The organism is Neorhizobium sp. 05N33, from assembly GCF_056397445.1.
On sequence record NZ_JBFTNK010000001.1, the window covers coordinates 849,757 to 866,910 of the forward strand.

The window sequence follows — 17,154 nt, forward strand, 5'->3', positions numbered from 1 at the left end:
ATCCGAATACCAGCGAACCACATAAACAATAAAAACAATAGGTTAGCCATTTCGGATAACGCCGAAAAGCAACCAACTTGCAGGGATATAAAAACGAGGATATTATAATATCCTCCAAAGGATATGCTCAGATGCCTCTCTACATCAAGGACCCAGAAGTCGACAAGCTCACGGAGGAGCTTGTGGGCCTCATCAAGACGTCCAAAGTAGACGCCGTGAAGACGGCGTTGAAGCACGAGATCGCCAGCCGCAAAGCTAGCTTGCCCATTCGCGACCGGTTGGCAAAATCTCTGGCGATGGCCCGCGCTGCGGGACCATTCGCACCCGGCGACCACAAGCGCGAGACCGATGAAATGTGGGACGAAGACTGATGCTGTTCATCGACGCATCCGTGATCGTGGCTATTCTTGCGGAAGAGCAGGACCGTGATGAGTTGTTGGACCGTATCGGCCAGGATCCTGGCCCGTTCTATGTGTCATCCGTGGTGAGGATGGAGGCCTCGCTTTCGCTGACACGCCGCAAGGCTGGGGTAAGTGGCCGCGACAAGCCCGCCACCCCCGAAATGCTGACGGAGTCTCGCCGTCTGGTGGACCAGTTCATTGCCGATCTGGAGGCCCGGGACATCATGATCAGCGGAGACGTGGGGACAAAGGCCCTGGACGCCGCACAGGACTTCGGCAAGATCGTCAACCACCCCGCAAAGCTCAATATGGGAGATTGCTTCTCCTATGCCTGCGCAAAGGCGTACAGGACCAAGGTTGCCTATAAGGGGAACGACTTCGCCTTGACAGATATAGGCTGGTGAAGCCAGGCGGTTGAGCGCTCATCGGCGGGAGCGGCCCGGCCCCGTTTGGATTGGCGAAGGGGACGGTTGTCGCTGCGGATCGTCTATGTCGCGTCGATGCCCCTGCCGCTATCTGTCTGTCCTACTGCCGGGCGGGAGCCAAGCCTTCCATTTCCATCAAGAAAGCGAATTCGCTGGCAAGCCCCGGCGAACAGGCGACAACCGCACCGCCCCGCGAAAGCAGATCCTCGAGCGGCGGCACGGCGATCGTCGCACCGGCTTCCGCGGCAATCAGCACGCCGGCGAGCATGTCCCAGGAGGAAAGGTGCCGTTCGTAATAGAGGTCGGAAACACCTTCGGCGACGCGGACGAGGCCGATCGCGGCCGCCCCCATGCGGCGATAGTCGATGCCGCGCTCGTAGAGTTTGCGCGAGATGGCGAGGTAGTCCTCGAAGTCGGTGCGGCGAGAATGGCCGAGAATGGCGATCGCGTGGTTGGGATCACTGGTCTTGGCCGCTGCGATCGGCCTGCCTTCCTTGAAGGCCCCCTCACCCCGGATCGCGTGAAAAACCCGGTCCTGCGCGGCGTCGTAGATCACGCCGACCAGAATTTCGCCGCCGGAGACGAACGCGATCGAGACACCCCAGTGCCGAAATCCGCGGATGAAATTGGTGGTGCCGTCGATCGGGTCGACCACCCAGGTGCCGCCCTCTCCCGAGCGCCCGCCGCCCTCTTCGCCCATGAAGGAATCATCGGGAAATTTGCCGAGCAGGGATGCGCGGATCGCTTTTTCCGCCCGCTTGTCGGCGACGGTGACGAAATCCTGCAGGCCCTTGTTTTGGACGCCGAGCGTTTCGGGAAGCGCCTCGGCGCGGAAAGCGGCAGCCTCCATGCCGACCCGGCGGGCGACCTCGATTGCGGTCCTTTCGCGCGATTGCAGGGAGGAGAGATCGAATGCAGATGCCATTTATGCACTTCTTCTTTTGATCAGCGTCACGGGCGTGAATTCCACCCTAGCCACGGCGTCCGGTTCGGACATCCGGCTGGTCAGGAGATCGATCACCTGTTCCGCCTGCACGTCGCAGGGCTGTACGAATGTGGTGAGGTCATAGGCCGACCAGCTTGCCTGGGGGATGTCGTCATGGCCGATCACCTTGACGGAGCCGTAGCTCCGGCCGGCCTTGGCGAGCCCGTCGAGGACACCACAGGCCATGTAGTCGTTGACCGAAAACACCCCGTCGATGCCCATGTCGATCAGCGATTGCGCCGCCTCGTGCCCATGGGCGTAGTCGTTGATGGCAACCGGGATGAGCGGTGCATCGAGCCCGAGCATCTGGCAGCGGCTCTGAAAAGCCTCGGCGCGACGGCGCGAGGAGTAGGAGACGGCCGTACCGGCGATGACGGCAAGCTTCTTGGCGCCCGCTTCGACGAGATGGTCGACCGCGGTGTAACCCGACATCCGGTCATCGGAAACGACGCGGTCCACAAATGGAAAATCCTCGCCCTTGTTGACCAGCACGATCGGCACGCCCTCGACCGCACATTCCTCGAAGATGTGCGAGGGCGGCGCGTCCGAGGTGATGATGACGCCGGAAACGGCGTAATGCAGCAGTTGACCGATGACGGTCGCGCTGTCCGCTTCCTTGGAAGTCGGCAGCAGGATCGGCCGGTAATTGCGGGCGATCAGCGCGCGGGCCAGGTTTTCGAGCTGCTGGGTGCGAAACGGATTATCGAGGCCGGCCGCCACCAGGCCGACGAAATCGGACCGCTTGTTGGTGAGGCTGCGGGCGAGATAGTTGACCCGGTAGCCGAGTTCCTTGGCTGCCTGATATACTTTCTGCCGGGTTTTTTCCGAAACGCTGGCATCCGGCGTGAAGGCGCGCGACACGGCGGCGCGCGAGACGCCGGCTGCGCGGGCGACATCGAAGGAGGTGACGCGGCGTGGTTCCCGGGAAAGGGAAATGCCGCTCGTCTCCTTGGGCCGCATCAGGTCCGGCAGGTCGGTGCAGATGCCGAGCACCGGCAGGACCATGATGTCCTTCAGGACATCCGGCCGCTCCTCGTGCCAGAGCACGATTTCCTTGCCCTCGGCAAAAGCCCTGTCGATCAGGTCCTCTGAGACGAATTCCTGCGGCGTATCGCTCGCCTTTTCCCAGCACAGATGGAGGATGTCGGCGCCGGCCATCTCGCCTGCCGCATGCGGATCATGACCGACGCGGATCAGCACGGAGAGCGGGTAGTCACAGCCGAGGTCGCGCAGTTCACGCACCTGGGCGACATCGAAGGAACCGAGACAGGCGAAACGCTGGTCCATGTCCTTCAGGTGCTGCCAGCAGAGCGGACCGGTGCCCGGCCGCTTCAGCTCGACATAGAGGCCGCAACCGGTCTCCCGCCCGAGCGCGGCGACTTCCGCGAAACTCGGCACATCCGGCACCGCCTCGCGCAGCTCCGCAAAAGTCATCTGCGAGATGTGGAGGTCCTGCTGGAAGACCCGTTGCAGATGATCGTCATGGGAAACGACGACCACGCCGTCCGAGGTCATCTGGGTGTCGAGTTCCCACATTTCGGCGCCGAGCTCGGCCGCGCGGCGAAAGGCGGTGAGTGTGTTCTCCCGCTCGTGGCCGCTCGCACCGCGATGGCCAATGCAGAACGGCAGCCGGCCTCTGTTCTCGGGCCAGCCGTATTTCTGGAAGAATGCGGAGAAGTCGCGCATCAAAGCCTCCATCACAATCTCCGGCCGTCTTCTGCAAAGACAAAGGTCGAGGCGCTGTCGAGGTTCCAGCGCACGCTATCACCCGGCTTCACATCGTCGCGCACCGGCTGGATTGAGCGCAGCACGGAGCCGTCCGGCAGAACGACATCGTATAGATTTTCGCGGCCTTGAGTTTCCGCAAACACGACCTTGCCTTCGACGGGCACACCGCCCGCCGTGCCGAAATGTTCCGGGCGGACGCCAAGGCTGAGCGCGGTGCCGTCGGGAATGCCCGAAACCGCGGCGAGCGGCAGGCGCAAACCGTTTTCACCGAGCATGAAGGCCCCCTGCTGAGCCCAGCCCTTGAGGAAGGAGATCGGCGGATTGCCGAGGAAGCTGGCGACGAAGGACGTGCGCGGATCGTTATACATCTGCGACGGCGTAGCGATCTGGACGATCTCGCCCGATTTCATGATGGCGATGCGGTCGCACATCGACATCGCCTCGACCTGGTCATGGGTGACAAGGATGGCGGTGATGCCGGTTTCCTTCTGCAGCCTTCGGATTTCCGAGCGCATTTCGAGTCGGAGTTTGGCGTCGAGATTGGCGAGCGGCTCGTCGAGAAGCAGCACGTCCGGCCGGCGGATCAGGGCGCGGGCGAGCGCGACGCGCTGCTGCTGACCGCCCGAAAGCTGCGCCGGGCGCCGCCCGAGGAGATCTTCGATATGGACAAGGGCTGCGATGCCAGCGACCTGCTTCTTGATGTCGGCGGAGGCAACCCGCTTCACCATCAGCGGGAAGCCGATATTCTCCTCCACCGTCATATGCGGATAAAGCGCATAGGATTGGAAGACGACGCCGACATTGCGCTCCTGGCTCGGCAGATGGGTGACGTCCCGGTCGCCGAACAGGATGCGGCCCGATGTCGGACGATGAATGCCGCAGACGGCAAACAGTGTCGTCGACTTGCCGCAGCCTGAAGGTCCGAGCAGCGCCAGCATTTCGCCGGAGCCGACTTCGAGATCCATGTCTTCGGTGATCTTGGTGGAGCCGAAACTCTTGGAAAACTTGTCGAGCAGTATACGCATCAGCCCTTGGTGCCTCCGCCATAGATGTTCATGAGATGCTTCTGGAAGAAGACATAGAGGATCAGCACCGGCACGACGTAGAAGACGCCGACGGCCTTGAAGGTGCCGAAATCGAAATTGTTGTCGTCGATGATCAGGCCCGCCAGATAAACCGACAGGACCTGCACCTTGGCGCCCGGCGCCAGCACCTGCGGCAGGATGAATTCGCTCCAACCGGTGAGGAAGGAAAACAGCCCGAGCGCCATCACCGCCGGCTTGATCTGCGGCAGCACCAGCCGGCGCCAGACCGTGAAGCGCGAGGCGCCGTCGACGGTGCCGGCCATCTCGATCTCCCAGGGCACGGTATCGTAGAAACCCTTCATCAGCCAGATGCCGAGCGGCAGGTCGATCGCCGCCTTCACCAGGATCACCCCGATCAGCGAATTGTAGAGGCCGATCCACTGCAGCACGATGAAGATGGCGATGATCAGTGTCACCGACGGGAAAGCGTGCAGCACCATGACGCCGGCGAGGAAAAAGCCGCGTGCCGGTACGTTGAGACGCGACAGAACGTAACCCGCCATCGACGAGACCGTGAGGATGACGCCGGTGATGCAGCTTGCGAAGATGAAGGTGTTGAGCGTGACGAGCCAGATATTCGGCTTGCCGGTCTTGGTCTCCCAGAGGAAGCTCCAGTGGCGCAGCGTGAACTCGTTCGGGATCAGCGAGCCGACTTCCGTGTCGCTGATCGTGTCGATGAAGAGATAGGCATACATCACCAGCAGCGGCAGGCTGAAAAGGCCGAGCAGCAGGATCACGGGGAGGCTCGAGAAATTCGCCGAGGTCGTGTTTGACGAAATTTGCGGTTTTTCGGCCATGCTCAATCCTCGATCAGCGGCTTGGAGATCAGCGTGTCGTAGCGGAAGATACGCAGGTAGATGAGCGACAGCACGATCCCGACCACCACCAGCACCAGCGCCATGGCGGCGCCCAGCCCGTATTCCAGGTTGCCGGTATAGTTGTTGAGCGCGGTGTGGTAGGCGGCGAGCGACCAGACTTCGGTCGCCCGCCCCGGCCCGCCGCGGGTCGAGAGGAGGATTTCGTTGAAGGAGGCGAGTAGCGACAGCGTCTGATAGCAGGTGACGAACAGGATCGGCCAGCGAAGCTGCGGCAGGATGATGTGGCGAACCTGCTGCCAACGGCTGGCGCCATCGACCTCGCTTGCATGGAACTGCGTCTGTGGGATCGCCTTGATCGCGGAAGAGAAGACCAGCATGCCCATCGAGGCCCCGATGAAGCCGTTGATCAGGATCACGAAGAACCAGGCATTATAGGCGCTGTCGAGCAGGTAGTTCTTCGGCGGATAACCGAACTGGCCCATGAACATCGAGATGAAGCCGCTGTCCCAGGTCAGCCATTTCCACATCAACACGTAGATGACCACCGGCGTGATGCGCGGCAGCAGCCAGATGGCGCGGAAGACGGATGCGGTCGAAGCCGGCATGTAGTGGGTGGTGATGGCGAGGAAGAGTGCATAGCTGACGTTGAAGACGAGCAGCGTGGTGGCGACGTAGAAGGCGGTGTTGAGGAAGATCGACGCCATGTCCGGCGAATTGGCGATGATCCGGAAGTTTTCCGTCGTCCACACCCAGCCGGTATAGGTGGCCTTGGCGACCGTCTGCTGTTCGGCTGGCGTCAGCGCGAAGCCGAGCTTCTTGAGGTTCGCCATCAGCTCGTCGCGGGTCTCGAAACGGGTATTCAGAACCGAGCGGTTGAAGAGGTCGGAAATCTGCTTGACCTCGCGGGTCGAAGGCCTGTCCTTCAGCGCCTTGATCACCCGCTCCGCCTCGCGCCGCGAGGGAAAGACCTCGCCCATGTGGCTGGATCGCAGCTCGGCGGTGAATCCGGTCTTGAGCTTCAGGGCCTCAAGGGCGACAAGGCCCTCCTCGTCAATGACGAAGCGCGGCTCGGCAATGCCGCCCGCAAGGTCCGGCATGTCGGTCTTCAGGCGGTTGACGGCACCTTGCGTGACCTGCCAGGCCCCGCCGGAAATGCCGGTCGCGGTGGTCATGTTGGTCATGGCGAAGATGGCGGTCAGCACGACCGGCACCAGGAAAAACAGGAGGATCATGACCGCAGCGGGCGCGATCATCACCAGTCCGAGCGTTCGTGACGTTCGCATGGGTGAAGCCTTGGGAAACGAATGGGGTGCGGGCGGCGGAGCGAGCGCCGCCCGCAGTTCGGGGCAAGGAGTTTCGCCCGGATAGGTCGACGCCCTGTGTCAACCGGTGGAGACACAGGGCGCTTGCTTCAGCGGATGATGATCGCTGCGCCGAGCGTCGACTTCAGCTCGGTTTCGGCATCGTTGACCGCGGCATCGGCGGTCTTGGCGCCGGTCCAGGATGCTTCGAGGTTCTTCCACATGATCGTCCAGTATTTGCCGAAATCGGCATTGTTCGGCATGGCGTTGGCGTGCGGCAGCAGACGCTCGGTGGCTTCCGAAGCCCAACGGTTGGCGGTGTAGAGGTCGACCTTGGTTTCGGAAGGAGAGATGCCGAGATGGGCGGACTTGATCGCATGCAGCGCGTTGATGCGCGGCTCGGAGGCGATCTTGATCAGGTCGGCGGCAATCTGGGTCTCTTCTTCGGTATGGCCGGCCATCAGCAGGTAGGCGAGCGGGTGGGTCAGCGTGTTGGGTTTGCCGCCTTCGCCGGCCGGCGTCAGGGTGAACTGAACGTTGCCGAAAAAGTCCTTCAGGCCTTCCTGGTTGACGAGGCGGGCATAATGCCAGGTGCCGCCGTGCCAGATGCCGGCCTTGCCCGTGGCGACTTCCTTCCACCACTGGTCGCCCGGCATGCCGATATGGTTCTTCTTGGTGACGCCGGCCTTCACGAGATCGGCGAAATACTGGTAGGTACGCTTCATCGCGGCCTTGTCGAAGACGAGCTTGCCTTGCTCTTCCATCACGCCGCCGAAGGACGTGTAGAACTGCCAGTAGTCCGGGCCGTTATTGGTGCGCGGATAAAAGCCGTAGCCCGCCTGGACGAGGCCCTTGTCCTGCATCTTCTTGGCGTCTTCGAGGACGTTCTTCAGGGTATATTCGCCCTTTTCGACCTTGGCCGGCAGAGCCTCGATATCGGCGTCCGAATAACCGATCGCCTTCATGTAAGGCTTCCAGAAGAAGAACGGGCGGGATTCTGCGTCCTGCGGAATGCCGTAGACGGTGCCGTTGAAGGAGGTGATCTCCATCAGGTTCGGATAGATGTCGCTGATCGGCCAGCTATCGAGGTCGATGAACTTCTCGACCGGAACGATGAGGCCGGCCTGGGCCCAGGGGCCGATGTCTTCGTGGCCGGTGGCGACGATATTCGGAGCTTTTTTGGCTTCCGCGGCCAGCGTCAGGGCCTGCTTGAAGTCTTCCCAGCCGGAATAGGGCGTCTTCTGGACGATGATGTTGAGCTGTTCGCCGCGGATGGCCGCTTCGCGCTCGAGAATATCGGCAGCGATGTCGAACGCATCGGTGCGGTAATTGTCGTTCGGCCCGGAACCGCCGGACCAGACGGAGATGGTGACATCCTTGGCGGATGCGAAGACCGCGGTCGAGGCGAAGAGCACGGCCGCGAGCGTGGCGGATTTGAGTATCGGAAGAACAGTCATGGTTTACTCCCCGAAGAGCGAAATGGCTTCTTCCGAACCCTGAAAGACCTGTCGGCCGGGGCTTGCGGAAGCGCTGAAGATCATCAACAGGAAGTGGTCTAGCGGCGCTCCTTAACACCGGGATGACAAAATGTACGCGTGTGCAAAATTTCTTCGAAGGACAGTTCTGCCGCCTGCTGGACCGAACCCTATGCCGCTTCGTTCGCGGAAGTGACAGTCACCCGGAGCCCGAGGGCCTTCAGAACACCGAGAAGTGTGGAGAGCTTCGGATCTCCCTTATCGCTCAGCGCCTTGTAGAGCGCCTCGCGTGTAATGCCCGCTTCCTTGGCGACATTGGTCATGCCCATGGAACGGGCAACATCTCCAAGGGCGATCGAGATAAGCTTTGGATCGCCATCTTCGAAAGCCGCTTCGAGATAGGCAACGCGCTCTTCAGGCGTCTTCAGGTAGTCCTGAACATCCCATTTCGTCGTTTCTATAGGCACTGTCATATCTCCTTCGCCATCTGTTTTGCCGAAGCGATGTCCTTGCCCTGGGTGCTCTTATCGCCGCCGCAAAGCAGGATGATGATCTCCTGGCCCTGCTGTATGAAATAGAGCCGGTAGCCGGGGCCGTAGGCGATGCGGGCTTCGCTGATGCCTTCGCCGACAGGTTTTACATCCCCCAGATTGCCAATCTCCATACGGCGAATCCGCGTAACTATCCGCATTCGGGCGTTATGGTCGCGAAGTTCGCCGAACCACTTTGAGAAAGCTGCCGTTTTGCGGACTTCGATCAGTGTAATCTATAGTTCACAGTTGTCTGAAGATCAACCCACGCTACCGTTCCAGCGCCACCGTCTTGATCACCGCATAAACCGGCTTTTCCAGCTTCAGCTCGAGCCGTTCGACGGAAAGCGCGGTGATGCGGGCGAGCACGATATCTCCGCCGCAGCGGATGCGGATGCGGGCCATGCCGTCGCCGTCCGGCTCGATCGCGGCGATTATGCCGTCAAGAATATTAAGCGCGCTCAAGCCCTCCGGCCGCTGGGTCGCGACCATCACGTCCCGTTCGGGGATGTGCACGCGGACGCTCCGGCCTTCTTCGGCATGCGCGTTCGGCACGACGATCTGCGCTTGCGCCAGCCGGATCGTCGCCAGCCGGTGCGGGATGTCGATTGCCTCGACGACGCCGGTCAGCACCGCGCCGGCATCGCGGCGGTCGGCCGACGGCAGCGACAGGACTTCGGACGGCGTACCGACCGCCTCGACCTGGCCGTCCTTCATTATCACCACCTTGTCGGCGAGCCGCGCCACTTCCGAGACCGAATGGCTGACATAAACGATCGGCGTCGAGGTTTCGTCGCGCAGACGTTCGAGATAGGGCAGAATTTCGGCCTTGCGCTGGTCGTCGAGCGCGGCGAGCGGCTCGTCCATCAACAGCAGGCGCGGCGCAGACAGCAGCGCCCGGCCGATCGCGACGCGCTGTTTTTCTCCGCCCGATAGCTTTCCCGGCCGCCGGTCGAGCAGCGCGCCGATCCCAAGCAGTTCGACGATGTGGTCGAAATTCTCGGGCGGCGTTGTCTTCGGCGCGAACCAGCGGCCGTAGCCAAGGTTCTGGCGCACCGAGAGGTGCGGAAAAAGCCGGCCCTCCTGAAAGACGTAACCGAAGCGGCGTCTGTGCTTTGGCACGAAGACGCGGTTCTCGGTGTCGAGCAGCACTTCGCCATCGACCATCAGCCGACCACGGTCAGGCTTCGAGAGCCCGGCGATCACCCGCACCAGCGAGGTCTTGCCCGAGCCCGAACGCCCGAACAGAGCGGTGACGCCGCCTTCCGACGTAAAGCTCGCATCGAGCACGAATTCTCCCAGCGTCTGCTGTGCCTCGACGATAAGGGTCATTCGATGTCGACCCTCCTGCCGACCAGATAGGCCATGAATTCGGAGGCAAGCAGCGCGGCGAAGGAAATGACGATCGCGACCAGCGTCAGCCGCATCGCGCCGGCATCGCCGCCTGGCACCTGCGTGAACGTGTAGATCGCCGACGAAAGGGTCTGGGTTTCACCGGGAATATTGGAGACGAAGGTGATCGTCGCGCCGAATTCGCCCATTGCCTTGGCGAAGGCGAGGATCATGCCGGCGATCACGCCCGGCAGGATGAGCGGCAGGGTCACGGTCATGAACACCCAGGCGGGACCGGCGCCGAGCGTACCCGCCGCCTCTTCGAGCTTGCGGTCGACGGCTTCGATCGAGAGCCGGATGGAGCGCACCATCAGCGGGAAGCCCATGACGCCGCAAGCGAGTGCCGCGCCGGTCCAGCGGAAGGAGAGGACGATACCGAGATATTCGTTGAGAAAGGCGCCGATGACGCCGCGTCGCCCGAACAGGACGAGCAGCAGGAAACCGGTGACGACCGGTGGCAGGATGAGCGGCAGGTGGACGACGCCGTTCAGGATCGACTTGCCCCAGAATTTTCCGCGGGCGAGCAGATAGGCGACAAGAAGGCCGAACGGCAGGCTGACGATCATCGCGACGGAGGAAACCTTCAGGCTGAGCCTGATTGCGGTCCATTCCTCGTCACTCAGCACCAGCAAGTCCAAACGCCTGTCCCACCCGCAGCCGCAATGCAATATATCACCTTGGATATATCGAGACGGATCGGATGGCTAGGTCTTCGCGGGAAAGTTATCGGAAGCATACTGAAAAGGCGGTGGGAGAGCGCCGGATTGACCGCTGCTCTCCCTGCACCATCGCATTCACAAGATGGATTGCCTCGGACGAAGGCCGTTAAGCCTTTGTCTCTTTGCGCGATTGGTTAGCGGTTGTCGCGGCTCGTGTCGCCGAAGATAGACGAGTTTTCCTGGCGATCGTTGTCGCGGATCTGAATGCTGCCGGTGCGGACGCCGTCTACATTGCCGCCGTTGATCCGGGCGGAAGCATGCGTCTTCGAGGTGCCTTCATAATAGTCGCCTTCGGCGAGAGCCGAGCCTGCGAAGGAAGCGGCGGCGATCATGGCGGCGATAGCGGAGATGGAAGTCTTCATTGTCCTAGTCCTTTCAGAGTTCGTCCGGGGCTAAAGTTTGCGACCTGCCTGGCGGACGACATTCGGTATCTTGGATGAGCTGCGGTTAGCGATTGTCGCGGCTTTCATGCTTGAAGATCGGCTGGTCGCCGCGATTGTCGTAGGTGCGGACCCGATCGATGCTGCCGGTCCTGACATTGTCGACCTTGTCGTTGGTCTGGGCGGCTGCCTGTCCCTTGGAGGCACCCTGATAATAGTCGCCTTCTGCAAGAGCGACGCCGGCGAAAGAAGCCGAAGCGATCATGGCTGCGGCAAGCGTGGAAAGTACTGTCTTCATTATCGTATTCCTTGACTGAAACGGAGCCGCTTGGGATTCGGGTTCCGTCGAACGGTACACGGAAGCACGTTGTTTGCTTCCGAGCCTTGAAATGGGAGAGCGGGTCCAAGGTCGCTAGGGCATGATTTCCAAACGGAATGTTCGGGATTCGAGAACAAACAACTGCGTGAAGTCTGTTGAAATCGGAATCCGGCCGGGCTGAGCCGCACCAGCTCGCTCTCCAGAATGGCTTCGTCGGAAACGAAAAACGGCCCTGAAATGGGCCGTTTCGATGAGTTCGCTGGAGCTCTTACGGATTACTTCAGAACGATGAAACCTTCCTTTTCGAAAAACGGCGCGGCCCTGGCCGACTTCAGGTAGTCGAGATAGGCAGGCGCATCCCTGGACTTCGATTCCGACAGAATGGCGATTGGATAGACGATCGGCGGATGGGTGTCGGCCGGGAAGACGCCGACGATGGTAACGCCCGGATCGGCCGCTGCGTCCGTCTGATAGACGATGCCGTAAGGCGCTTCGCCACGCGAGACGAGCGCGAGTGCTGCGCGTACGCTTTCGGCACTTGCGACGCTCTTTTCGACCGACGACCAGACGCCCAACTTTTCGAGTGCTGCCTTGCCGTATTTGCCGGCCGGAACCGCATTCGGCTCACCCATCGCCAGCCGTCCGCCTTTAAGCAGTCCCGCGAGATCGAATCCCGGCCTGATGTCCACCGGATTGGCGGTATCATTGGCGGCGACCAGCACGATGCGGTTGCCCAGCCAGTTGAACCGGGTGTCGTCCTTGACGAGTTTCTTGTCGGAGACGTACTTCATCCAGTCGAGATCGGCTGAAATGAAGATATCGGCCGGCGCGCCGTTTTCGATCTGCTTGGCGAGCGTCGAGCTTGCCGCGTAGGAAACCGTGACTTGCCTGCCTCCCTGGGCGCTCCACGCCTTGTTGGCGTTGTCGAGCGCGTTCTTCATGCTGGCTGCCGCAAAAACGGTGACTTTTTCCTGCGCGGCGGCGGGAGCGGCGAAGGAGGCAAGCATTACGAAGGCGGCTGCCGCCGATGTCACCGCGAGCCTGATCCAGGAATGACGATCAATGTTCATGATTTCCTCTCTAATCCCTAAGCGAGATATTCCCTTGGATATCTCGGAGAGGAGGTTTTGGCCAGCGTTATATTCGGCCAAATATCTTGATGCGGTTGGCAGGCAGGCTCAGATGCCGAGAGCCATGCCGTCCTTGCGCGGATCGGAGCCGCCCCACAACACCCCGGTTTCCCAGTCGATCCAGATCGCCTGGGCGCCGCCCATCGCCGATTCCGGCGCCTTCACCTCGAAACCGCGCTTGATGAATTCCGGGCCAACCGTGTTGCGCAGCCGGGCTTCCATCTCGACCTGATTGGTGCCGGGCAGCGGGAAGAGGCGCGGCAGGTCGATGGCGCTCTGCAGGTCCATGCCGTAGTCGAAGACTTTTGAGAGGAAATGGGCGTGGCCCATGGCCTGGTACTGGCCGCCCATGACGCCGAAGGGCATGACGGCACGGCCGTCCTTCGTCACCATGCCGGGAATGATCGTGTGCATCGGCCGCTTGCCCGGCGCAATTGCGTTCGGATGGTCCGGATCGAGCGAGAAGCTGAAGCCGCGGTTGTGGAACATCACCCCGCTCTTGGGATCCATGTGGCCGCTACCGTAAACGAAGAAGATCGAGTTGATGAAGCTGATGGCATTGCGATCGCTGTCGACGACGGAGAGATAGATGGTGTCCTTGTGCGGCACCTCGTCGAACGGCGGCAGGTCCGTGATCGCCTTGTCGGGATCGATCATGCCGGCCAACTGCCTGGCGAGTTCGTCCGAAAGCAGGTAGTCGACCGGCACCTCGACCTTGGCCGGATCGGCGAGGAAACGGTTTCGCGCCGCGTAAGCCAATCGCGTCGCCTCGACCTCGATATGCAGCCGCTCGGGCGCCAGCGGATCGCCCTCGCCCGGAAAATGCGACAGGATGTTGAGGATCATCAGCGCGATGATGCCCTGGCCGTTGGGCGGGCATTCGTGGATTTCGTGGCCACGGAATGTCGTCTTGATCGGCGTCACATATTCGCCCTTGGCATTGGCGAAATCCTCCAGCGTATGCAGCGCGCCGATGCCGTTCAGGTAGCTCACCATGCCTTCCGCGATCGGGCCCCGATAAAAAGCGTCCCTGCCTTCCCGGCCGATAGCTTCCAGCGTATCGGCAAGTTGCTTCTGATACTGGATCGAACCTGCCGGCGGCGCCTTGCCGTCGACGAGGAAGACGCGGCTTGCAGCCGGGTCGTCCTTCAGGATCTCTGCCTGTGCGGCAAGATCGTGCGCGGTGCGCGGCGGTAGGACATAGCCGTCGCGCGCCAGCTTGACGGCCGGGGCGAGAATATCGGCCATTTTCATGCGGCCGTGATCGGCAACGAGGCGCGTCCAGGCATCCACCGCACCCGGCACGGTGATCGTGTGGGGCGAGGTGCGGGTGAGGCTGGTGACGCCGAGCGAACGGAGATGTTCGACGGTTGCGGCAGCCGGGGCCCGGCCTGACCCGTTATAGGCCAGAACTTCGTCCGTGCCGCTGAGCGAGAGGAGAGCGAAACAATCGCCGCCGATGCCGGTCGAGCCGGCTTCGACGACGCACTGCACGGCGCAGGCGGCAACCGCCGCATCCACGGCATTGCCGCCATTGCGCAGGATGTCGATGGCGGTGAGCGTCGCCAGCGGCTGTGAGGTGGCGGCCATCGCAGTGCGGCCGACTGCGAGCGAACGGCCGGGTAGTTCGAAGTCTCTCATGTCACTCTCATCACTGGAAAATGGGCTCAAGACCCTGTGGCGGCTCAATATTCATCCTCAACAGACCATGCCGGGCAAGCGGCATCAAGCCGTCATGTGTTGATTTCCGAAAACCGGCCGCTTGCCGGACTCAAGCTGCGATCTGCGAAATTCCCATCTTGCAGCCGGAGGCTTCAAGCGCCGCGCCGGCGACCTCCACGAAGAGGGTGCGAAACCATGAGGCACGGCTGTCCGCATGGTCGACGCGTCGGTAGAGCATGCTCACCGGCTCGGCCGGCAGGTCGATCGGCGGCAGGTCGATCGCCAGATTGTGAAGCTGGGCCATGCAGCGAGCGATCGATTCCGGAATGGTGGCGATGGCCGGCATGGCCCGTAGCGCCGTCGGCAGTGCCGAGAAGCGCGGCACCGTCGCCACGACATTGCGGGTTTTACCGTGACCGGCGAGTGCTACGTCGATGCTGGTCGAGGAATTGCCCTCGAAGGAGACGGCGACATGCGGCGCATCGGCATAGGCGTCAAGGCCAAGCGGCGCCTTGAGCTTGATCTGCGCGGGGTCGTAGATGCAGACGGACGACTGGGTGAAGAGCGGCGCGCGGACGTGCCAGGAGGGCGGCTCGCCATGCACCGCGACGCTGAAATCGAAGGCGCCGTCATCCAGCATGCGCGAAACGTCGCGTCGTTCCGAGGCGACGCCGATCAGCCGCGATCCGGGCGAGAGCTGCCGCAGACGGGCGGCGAGCGGGCCGAAGAAAGCCGATTCGAGATTGTCGCACATGCCGACGCGGAACTCGCCTTCCCAGCTTTTGGGATCGAACGCGGCAGGCGGCCGGATCGCCCGTTCGATGTTCGAAAGCGCGTCCTCGATCACAGGTGCGATCGCCAACGCCCGGGGCGTCGGCTGCAAGCCACGTCCGACACGCACGAAGAGGTCGTCATCCAGCGCCTCGCGCAACCGCTTCAAGGCCGCCGACAGACCCGGTTGTCCGAGTAGCAGCCGCTCGGCGGCGCGACTGACGTTGCGTTCCTGCATTAGCACCGCAAAGGCCAGAAGCAGGTTGAGGTCGAACTTTCGAAGGGTCGCATCATTCATCATCACCAGTAATACCTGACATGACAATTATCAATTTGCAATAGGTCACGAAGATGGACAATTTCTCGTTCCTCTGCCGGCCCGGTTCGACCTCCCCGCTCCGGGGGCAGCATGAACAAGGATTACAATCCCATGAGCAATCCTCAATTCCGAGGGGCTGCGGGGCTTGCATTGCTGCTGCTCTGCACCGCCAATTTTCTCGACGCGATGGATGTCTCCACAATCGGCGTCGCACTTCCCGCCATCCAGGCCGAGCTCGGCATGCAAGCCACCTCCCTGCAATGGGCGGTCAGCGCCTATGTGCTCGGTTACGGCGGCTTCCTGCTGCTCGGCGGCCGGGTGGCCGACATTTTCGGCCATCGCCGCGTCTTCCTCTGGTCGCTGGCGGTCTTTGCGGCGGCCAGCATTGGCGGTGGGTTCGTCGATAGCGGGCCGACGCTGATCGCGGCCCGGCTTGTCAAGGGCATTGCTGCAGCCTTCACGGCACCGGCCGCGCTGGCACTTCTGCTGGCAGTCTTCGGCGAAGGTCCGCAGCGCGCCAAGGCGCTTGGCCTCTTCGCCTCCACCGGGGCCGCCGGTTTCGTGCTCGGCATGGTGCTCGGCGGGGCCGCGACGCTGATCAGCTGGCGGGCAACGCTGGTGATGGGCGCGCCGGTCGCAATCCTGACCCTGCTTCTGGCACCGATAGCCTTGCCGCTCGATGCGCGGCGCACCGGGCCGCGTCCCGGCTTCGACTGGGCCGGCGCAATCACCATCACCCCCGGTCTGCTGCTTTTCGTGTTCGGCATCACCAATGCGGCCTCGGCCGGTTGGGCTGATATCTTCACCTGGGGCTCGCTCGTGGCCGCAATCGTGCTGATCCTCGGCTTCCTCGCCATCGAAGCCCGCCATAAAGACCCGATGGTGCCGCTGGCGATGTTCCGCCGCGCCAGGCTCACCCATGCCAATATCGTCGGCTTTCTCTATCAGGGCGCCTATATCGGCTTCCAGTTCACCGCGACACTCTATTACCAGGATGTCTATGGCTGGTCGGCCTTTGCGACCGGCTTCTGCTTTGCCGGCGCCGGTGCCTTCGTGATGTTCCTGGCACCTCGCTTCGCGACGCTTGCCCAGAACCGCGGCACAACCGGTTTCATGACGGCGGGCGTCGGACTGCAGGCGATCAGCTACATCTTCTGGGTCCTGTCGCTCGGCCATATCGACCCGATCCTGCTCGTCATACTGTCGCAGATCCCGCTCGGCCTCGGTTATGCCATGACCTTCCCGTCCATCCAGGTCGCGGCGCTGGCCGATATCGAGGAGGACAAGTCGGGGCTTGCCTCCGGCATGTTCTTCGCCGCTTTCCAGATCGGTGGTGGGGTGGTGCTGGCGGCAACGTCTGCCGTGTTCAGCGGCGCTCCGGCCTTCGGCTGGGAGCCCTATTCCGCCGCTGTCGCCTTCGTCGCGACGCTTGCCGCGCTGATCACCCTGATCGCGGCGCTCGGCCCGAAACCTTCTCCCGCTGCCGATCGATACCAGGCAGCTGAGTAGGTCTGCTCCCCGCCCGCGCCGTTATCCGGCGCGGGTTCTGCTTAGCCTCGACGCGGCCGCAGATCGCTCCCGCGACAGCCGTATGTCCATTGCTTGCTTGCAGTCCGCCCGGCTTTGTCGGACAATCGGTCAAGGCAAGGTAATTTGATGTCAAACTATCTTGCTGCACTCCCCTATTCCTACTAGGGTCCATATTGGGAGGAGT

18 protein-coding genes and 1 pseudogene are annotated in these 17,154 nt (G+C 62.1%); 3 read left to right on the plus strand and 16 right to left on the minus strand.

Annotation, left to right across the window (positions count from 1 at the left end):
• Window positions 1-131 precede the first annotated feature (131 nt).
• Together AC1DLT_RS03940 and AC1DLT_RS03945 are read left to right on the plus strand one after the other, a co-directional pair.
• Window positions 132-371 carry a type II toxin-antitoxin system VapB family antitoxin gene (locus AC1DLT_RS03940; RefSeq protein ID WP_247034670.1) on the plus strand — a complete coding sequence of 80 codons (240 nt, stop codon included), beginning with the start codon at window positions 132-134 and terminating at the stop codon, window positions 369-371.
• Window positions 371-805: a type II toxin-antitoxin system VapC family toxin gene (locus AC1DLT_RS03945; protein ID WP_477485940.1), complete on the plus strand. Its 435-nt coding sequence runs from the start codon at window positions 371-373 to the stop codon at window positions 803-805. The genes AC1DLT_RS03940 and AC1DLT_RS03945 overlap by 1 nt, the downstream gene beginning before the upstream one ends.
• Window positions 806-926: 121 nt before the next feature.
• Here the strand turns inward: AC1DLT_RS03945 and AC1DLT_RS03950 are convergent, their stop codons facing one another.
• From AC1DLT_RS03950 to AC1DLT_RS04025, 16 genes and pseudogenes are all read right to left on the minus strand, one after another.
• Window positions 927-1,751 carry an inositol monophosphatase family protein gene (locus AC1DLT_RS03950; RefSeq protein WP_477485941.1) on the minus strand — a complete coding sequence of 275 codons (825 nt, stop codon included), beginning with the start codon at window positions 1,749-1,751 and terminating at the stop codon, window positions 927-929.
• Window positions 1,752-2,771: a LacI family DNA-binding transcriptional regulator gene (locus tag AC1DLT_RS03955; RefSeq protein WP_477485997.1), complete on the minus strand. Its 1,020-nt coding sequence runs from the start codon at window positions 2,769-2,771 to the stop codon at window positions 1,752-1,754.
• Window positions 2,763-3,500: pseudogene (locus AC1DLT_RS03960) on the minus strand (glycerophosphodiester phosphodiesterase); the annotation flags it as partial. The gene AC1DLT_RS03955 and the pseudogene AC1DLT_RS03960, both read right to left, overlap by 9 nt.
• A gap of 8 nt (window positions 3,501-3,508) precedes the next feature.
• Entirely contained in the window at window positions 3,509-4,564 is a 1,056-nt protein-coding gene (locus AC1DLT_RS03965) for an ABC transporter ATP-binding protein (protein WP_477485942.1), read from the minus strand.
• A complete protein-coding gene (locus tag AC1DLT_RS03970) occupies window positions 4,564-5,421 on the minus strand; it encodes a carbohydrate ABC transporter permease (RefSeq protein WP_247034664.1) in 858 nt (285 codons plus the stop codon). Before AC1DLT_RS03970 ends, AC1DLT_RS03965 begins: the two co-directional genes overlap by 1 nt.
• 2 nt (window positions 5,422-5,423) lie before the next feature.
• Complete coding sequence (locus AC1DLT_RS03975; protein WP_477485943.1) at window positions 5,424-6,725, minus strand: carbohydrate ABC transporter permease; 1,302 nt, start codon at window positions 6,723-6,725, stop codon at window positions 5,424-5,426.
• A gap of 128 nt (window positions 6,726-6,853) precedes the next feature.
• On the minus strand, window positions 6,854-8,200 hold the full coding sequence (locus AC1DLT_RS03980) for an extracellular solute-binding protein (protein ID WP_477485944.1): 1,347 nt from the start codon (window positions 8,198-8,200) through the stop codon (window positions 6,854-6,856).
• 188 nt (window positions 8,201-8,388) lie between these two features.
• Entirely contained in the window at window positions 8,389-8,685 is a 297-nt protein-coding gene (locus tag AC1DLT_RS03985) for an addiction module antidote protein (protein WP_477481639.1), read from the minus strand.
• A 2-nt stretch (window positions 8,686-8,687) separates the two neighbouring features.
• Entirely contained in the window at window positions 8,688-8,984 is a 297-nt protein-coding gene (locus tag AC1DLT_RS03990; RefSeq protein ID WP_477485998.1) for a type II toxin-antitoxin system RelE/ParE family toxin, read from the minus strand.
• A gap of 34 nt (window positions 8,985-9,018) precedes the next feature.
• Window positions 9,019-10,080 carry a molybdenum ABC transporter ATP-binding protein gene (modC, locus tag AC1DLT_RS03995; RefSeq protein ID WP_477485945.1) on the minus strand — a complete coding sequence of 354 codons (1,062 nt, stop codon included), beginning with the start codon at window positions 10,078-10,080 and terminating at the stop codon, window positions 9,019-9,021.
• On the minus strand, window positions 10,077-10,778 hold the full coding sequence (gene modB / locus AC1DLT_RS04000; RefSeq protein ID WP_477485946.1) for a molybdate ABC transporter permease subunit: 702 nt from the start codon (window positions 10,776-10,778) through the stop codon (window positions 10,077-10,079). Before modB ends, modC begins: the two co-directional genes overlap by 4 nt.
• Window positions 10,779-10,993: 215 nt before the next feature.
• Complete coding sequence (locus tag AC1DLT_RS04005; protein WP_477485947.1) at window positions 10,994-11,221, minus strand: hypothetical protein; 228 nt, start codon at window positions 11,219-11,221, stop codon at window positions 10,994-10,996.
• Between the two features lie 85 nt (window positions 11,222-11,306).
• A complete protein-coding gene (locus tag AC1DLT_RS04010; RefSeq protein WP_040123908.1) occupies window positions 11,307-11,537 on the minus strand; it encodes a hypothetical protein in 231 nt (76 codons plus the stop codon).
• A gap of 296 nt (window positions 11,538-11,833) precedes the next feature.
• Window positions 11,834-12,628, minus strand: a complete 795-nt coding sequence (gene modA, locus AC1DLT_RS04015; protein ID WP_477485948.1) for a molybdate ABC transporter substrate-binding protein — start codon at window positions 12,626-12,628, stop codon at window positions 11,834-11,836.
• A gap of 108 nt (window positions 12,629-12,736) precedes the next feature.
• Window positions 12,737-14,329, minus strand: a complete 1,593-nt coding sequence (ggt, locus tag AC1DLT_RS04020; protein WP_477485949.1) for a gamma-glutamyltransferase — start codon at window positions 14,327-14,329, stop codon at window positions 12,737-12,739.
• A 130-nt stretch (window positions 14,330-14,459) separates the two neighbouring features.
• Window positions 14,460-15,422, minus strand: coding sequence for a LysR family transcriptional regulator (locus AC1DLT_RS04025; RefSeq protein ID WP_477485999.1), 963 nt, complete (start codon window positions 15,420-15,422; stop codon window positions 14,460-14,462).
• Between the two features lie 129 nt (window positions 15,423-15,551).
• Here AC1DLT_RS04025 and AC1DLT_RS04030 point away from each other — a divergent pair, with 129 nt between their 5' ends.
• On the plus strand, window positions 15,552-16,949 hold the full coding sequence (locus AC1DLT_RS04030; protein ID WP_477485950.1) for an MFS transporter: 1,398 nt from the start codon (window positions 15,552-15,554) through the stop codon (window positions 16,947-16,949).
• Window positions 16,950-17,154 lie beyond the last annotated feature (205 nt).

Bases quoted from the DNA above. Each gene is read 5' to 3' on its own strand.
- AC1DLT_RS03940 (WP_247034670.1), top strand. From the start codon at position 132: ATGCCTCTCTACATCAAGGACCCAGAAGTCGACAAGCTCACGGAGGAG.
- AC1DLT_RS03945 (WP_477485940.1), top strand. From the start codon at position 371: ATGCTGTTCATCGACGCATCCGTGATCGTGGCTATTCTTGCGGAAGAG.
- AC1DLT_RS03950 (WP_477485941.1), bottom strand. From the start codon at position 1,751: ATGGCATCTGCATTCGATCTCTCCTCCCTGCAATCGCGCGAAAGGACC.
- AC1DLT_RS03955 (WP_477485997.1), bottom strand. From the start codon at position 2,771: ATGCGGCCCAAGGAGACGAGCGGCATTTCCCTTTCCCGGGAACCACGC.
- AC1DLT_RS03965 (WP_477485942.1), bottom strand. From the start codon at position 4,564: ATGCGTATACTGCTCGACAAGTTTTCCAAGAGTTTCGGCTCCACCAAG.
- AC1DLT_RS03970 (WP_247034664.1), bottom strand. From the start codon at position 5,421: ATGGCCGAAAAACCGCAAATTTCGTCAAACACGACCTCGGCGAATTTC.
- AC1DLT_RS03975 (WP_477485943.1), bottom strand. From the start codon at position 6,725: ATGCGAACGTCACGAACGCTCGGACTGGTGATGATCGCGCCCGCTGCG.
- AC1DLT_RS03980 (WP_477485944.1), bottom strand. From the start codon at position 8,200: ATGACTGTTCTTCCGATACTCAAATCCGCCACGCTCGCGGCCGTGCTC.
- modC (WP_477485945.1), bottom strand. From the start codon at position 10,080: ATGACCCTTATCGTCGAGGCACAGCAGACGCTGGGAGAATTCGTGCTC.
- AC1DLT_RS04005 (WP_477485947.1), bottom strand. From the start codon at position 11,221: ATGAAGACTTCCATCTCCGCTATCGCCGCCATGATCGCCGCCGCTTCC.
- AC1DLT_RS04010 (WP_040123908.1), bottom strand. From the start codon at position 11,537: ATGAAGACAGTACTTTCCACGCTTGCCGCAGCCATGATCGCTTCGGCT.
- modA (WP_477485948.1), bottom strand. From the start codon at position 12,628: ATGAACATTGATCGTCATTCCTGGATCAGGCTCGCGGTGACATCGGCG.
- ggt (WP_477485949.1), bottom strand. From the start codon at position 14,329: ATGAGAGACTTCGAACTACCCGGCCGTTCGCTCGCAGTCGGCCGCACT.
- AC1DLT_RS04025 (WP_477485999.1), bottom strand. From the start codon at position 15,422: ATGATGAATGATGCGACCCTTCGAAAGTTCGACCTCAACCTGCTTCTG.
- AC1DLT_RS04030 (WP_477485950.1), top strand. From the start codon at position 15,552: ATGAGCAATCCTCAATTCCGAGGGGCTGCGGGGCTTGCATTGCTGCTG.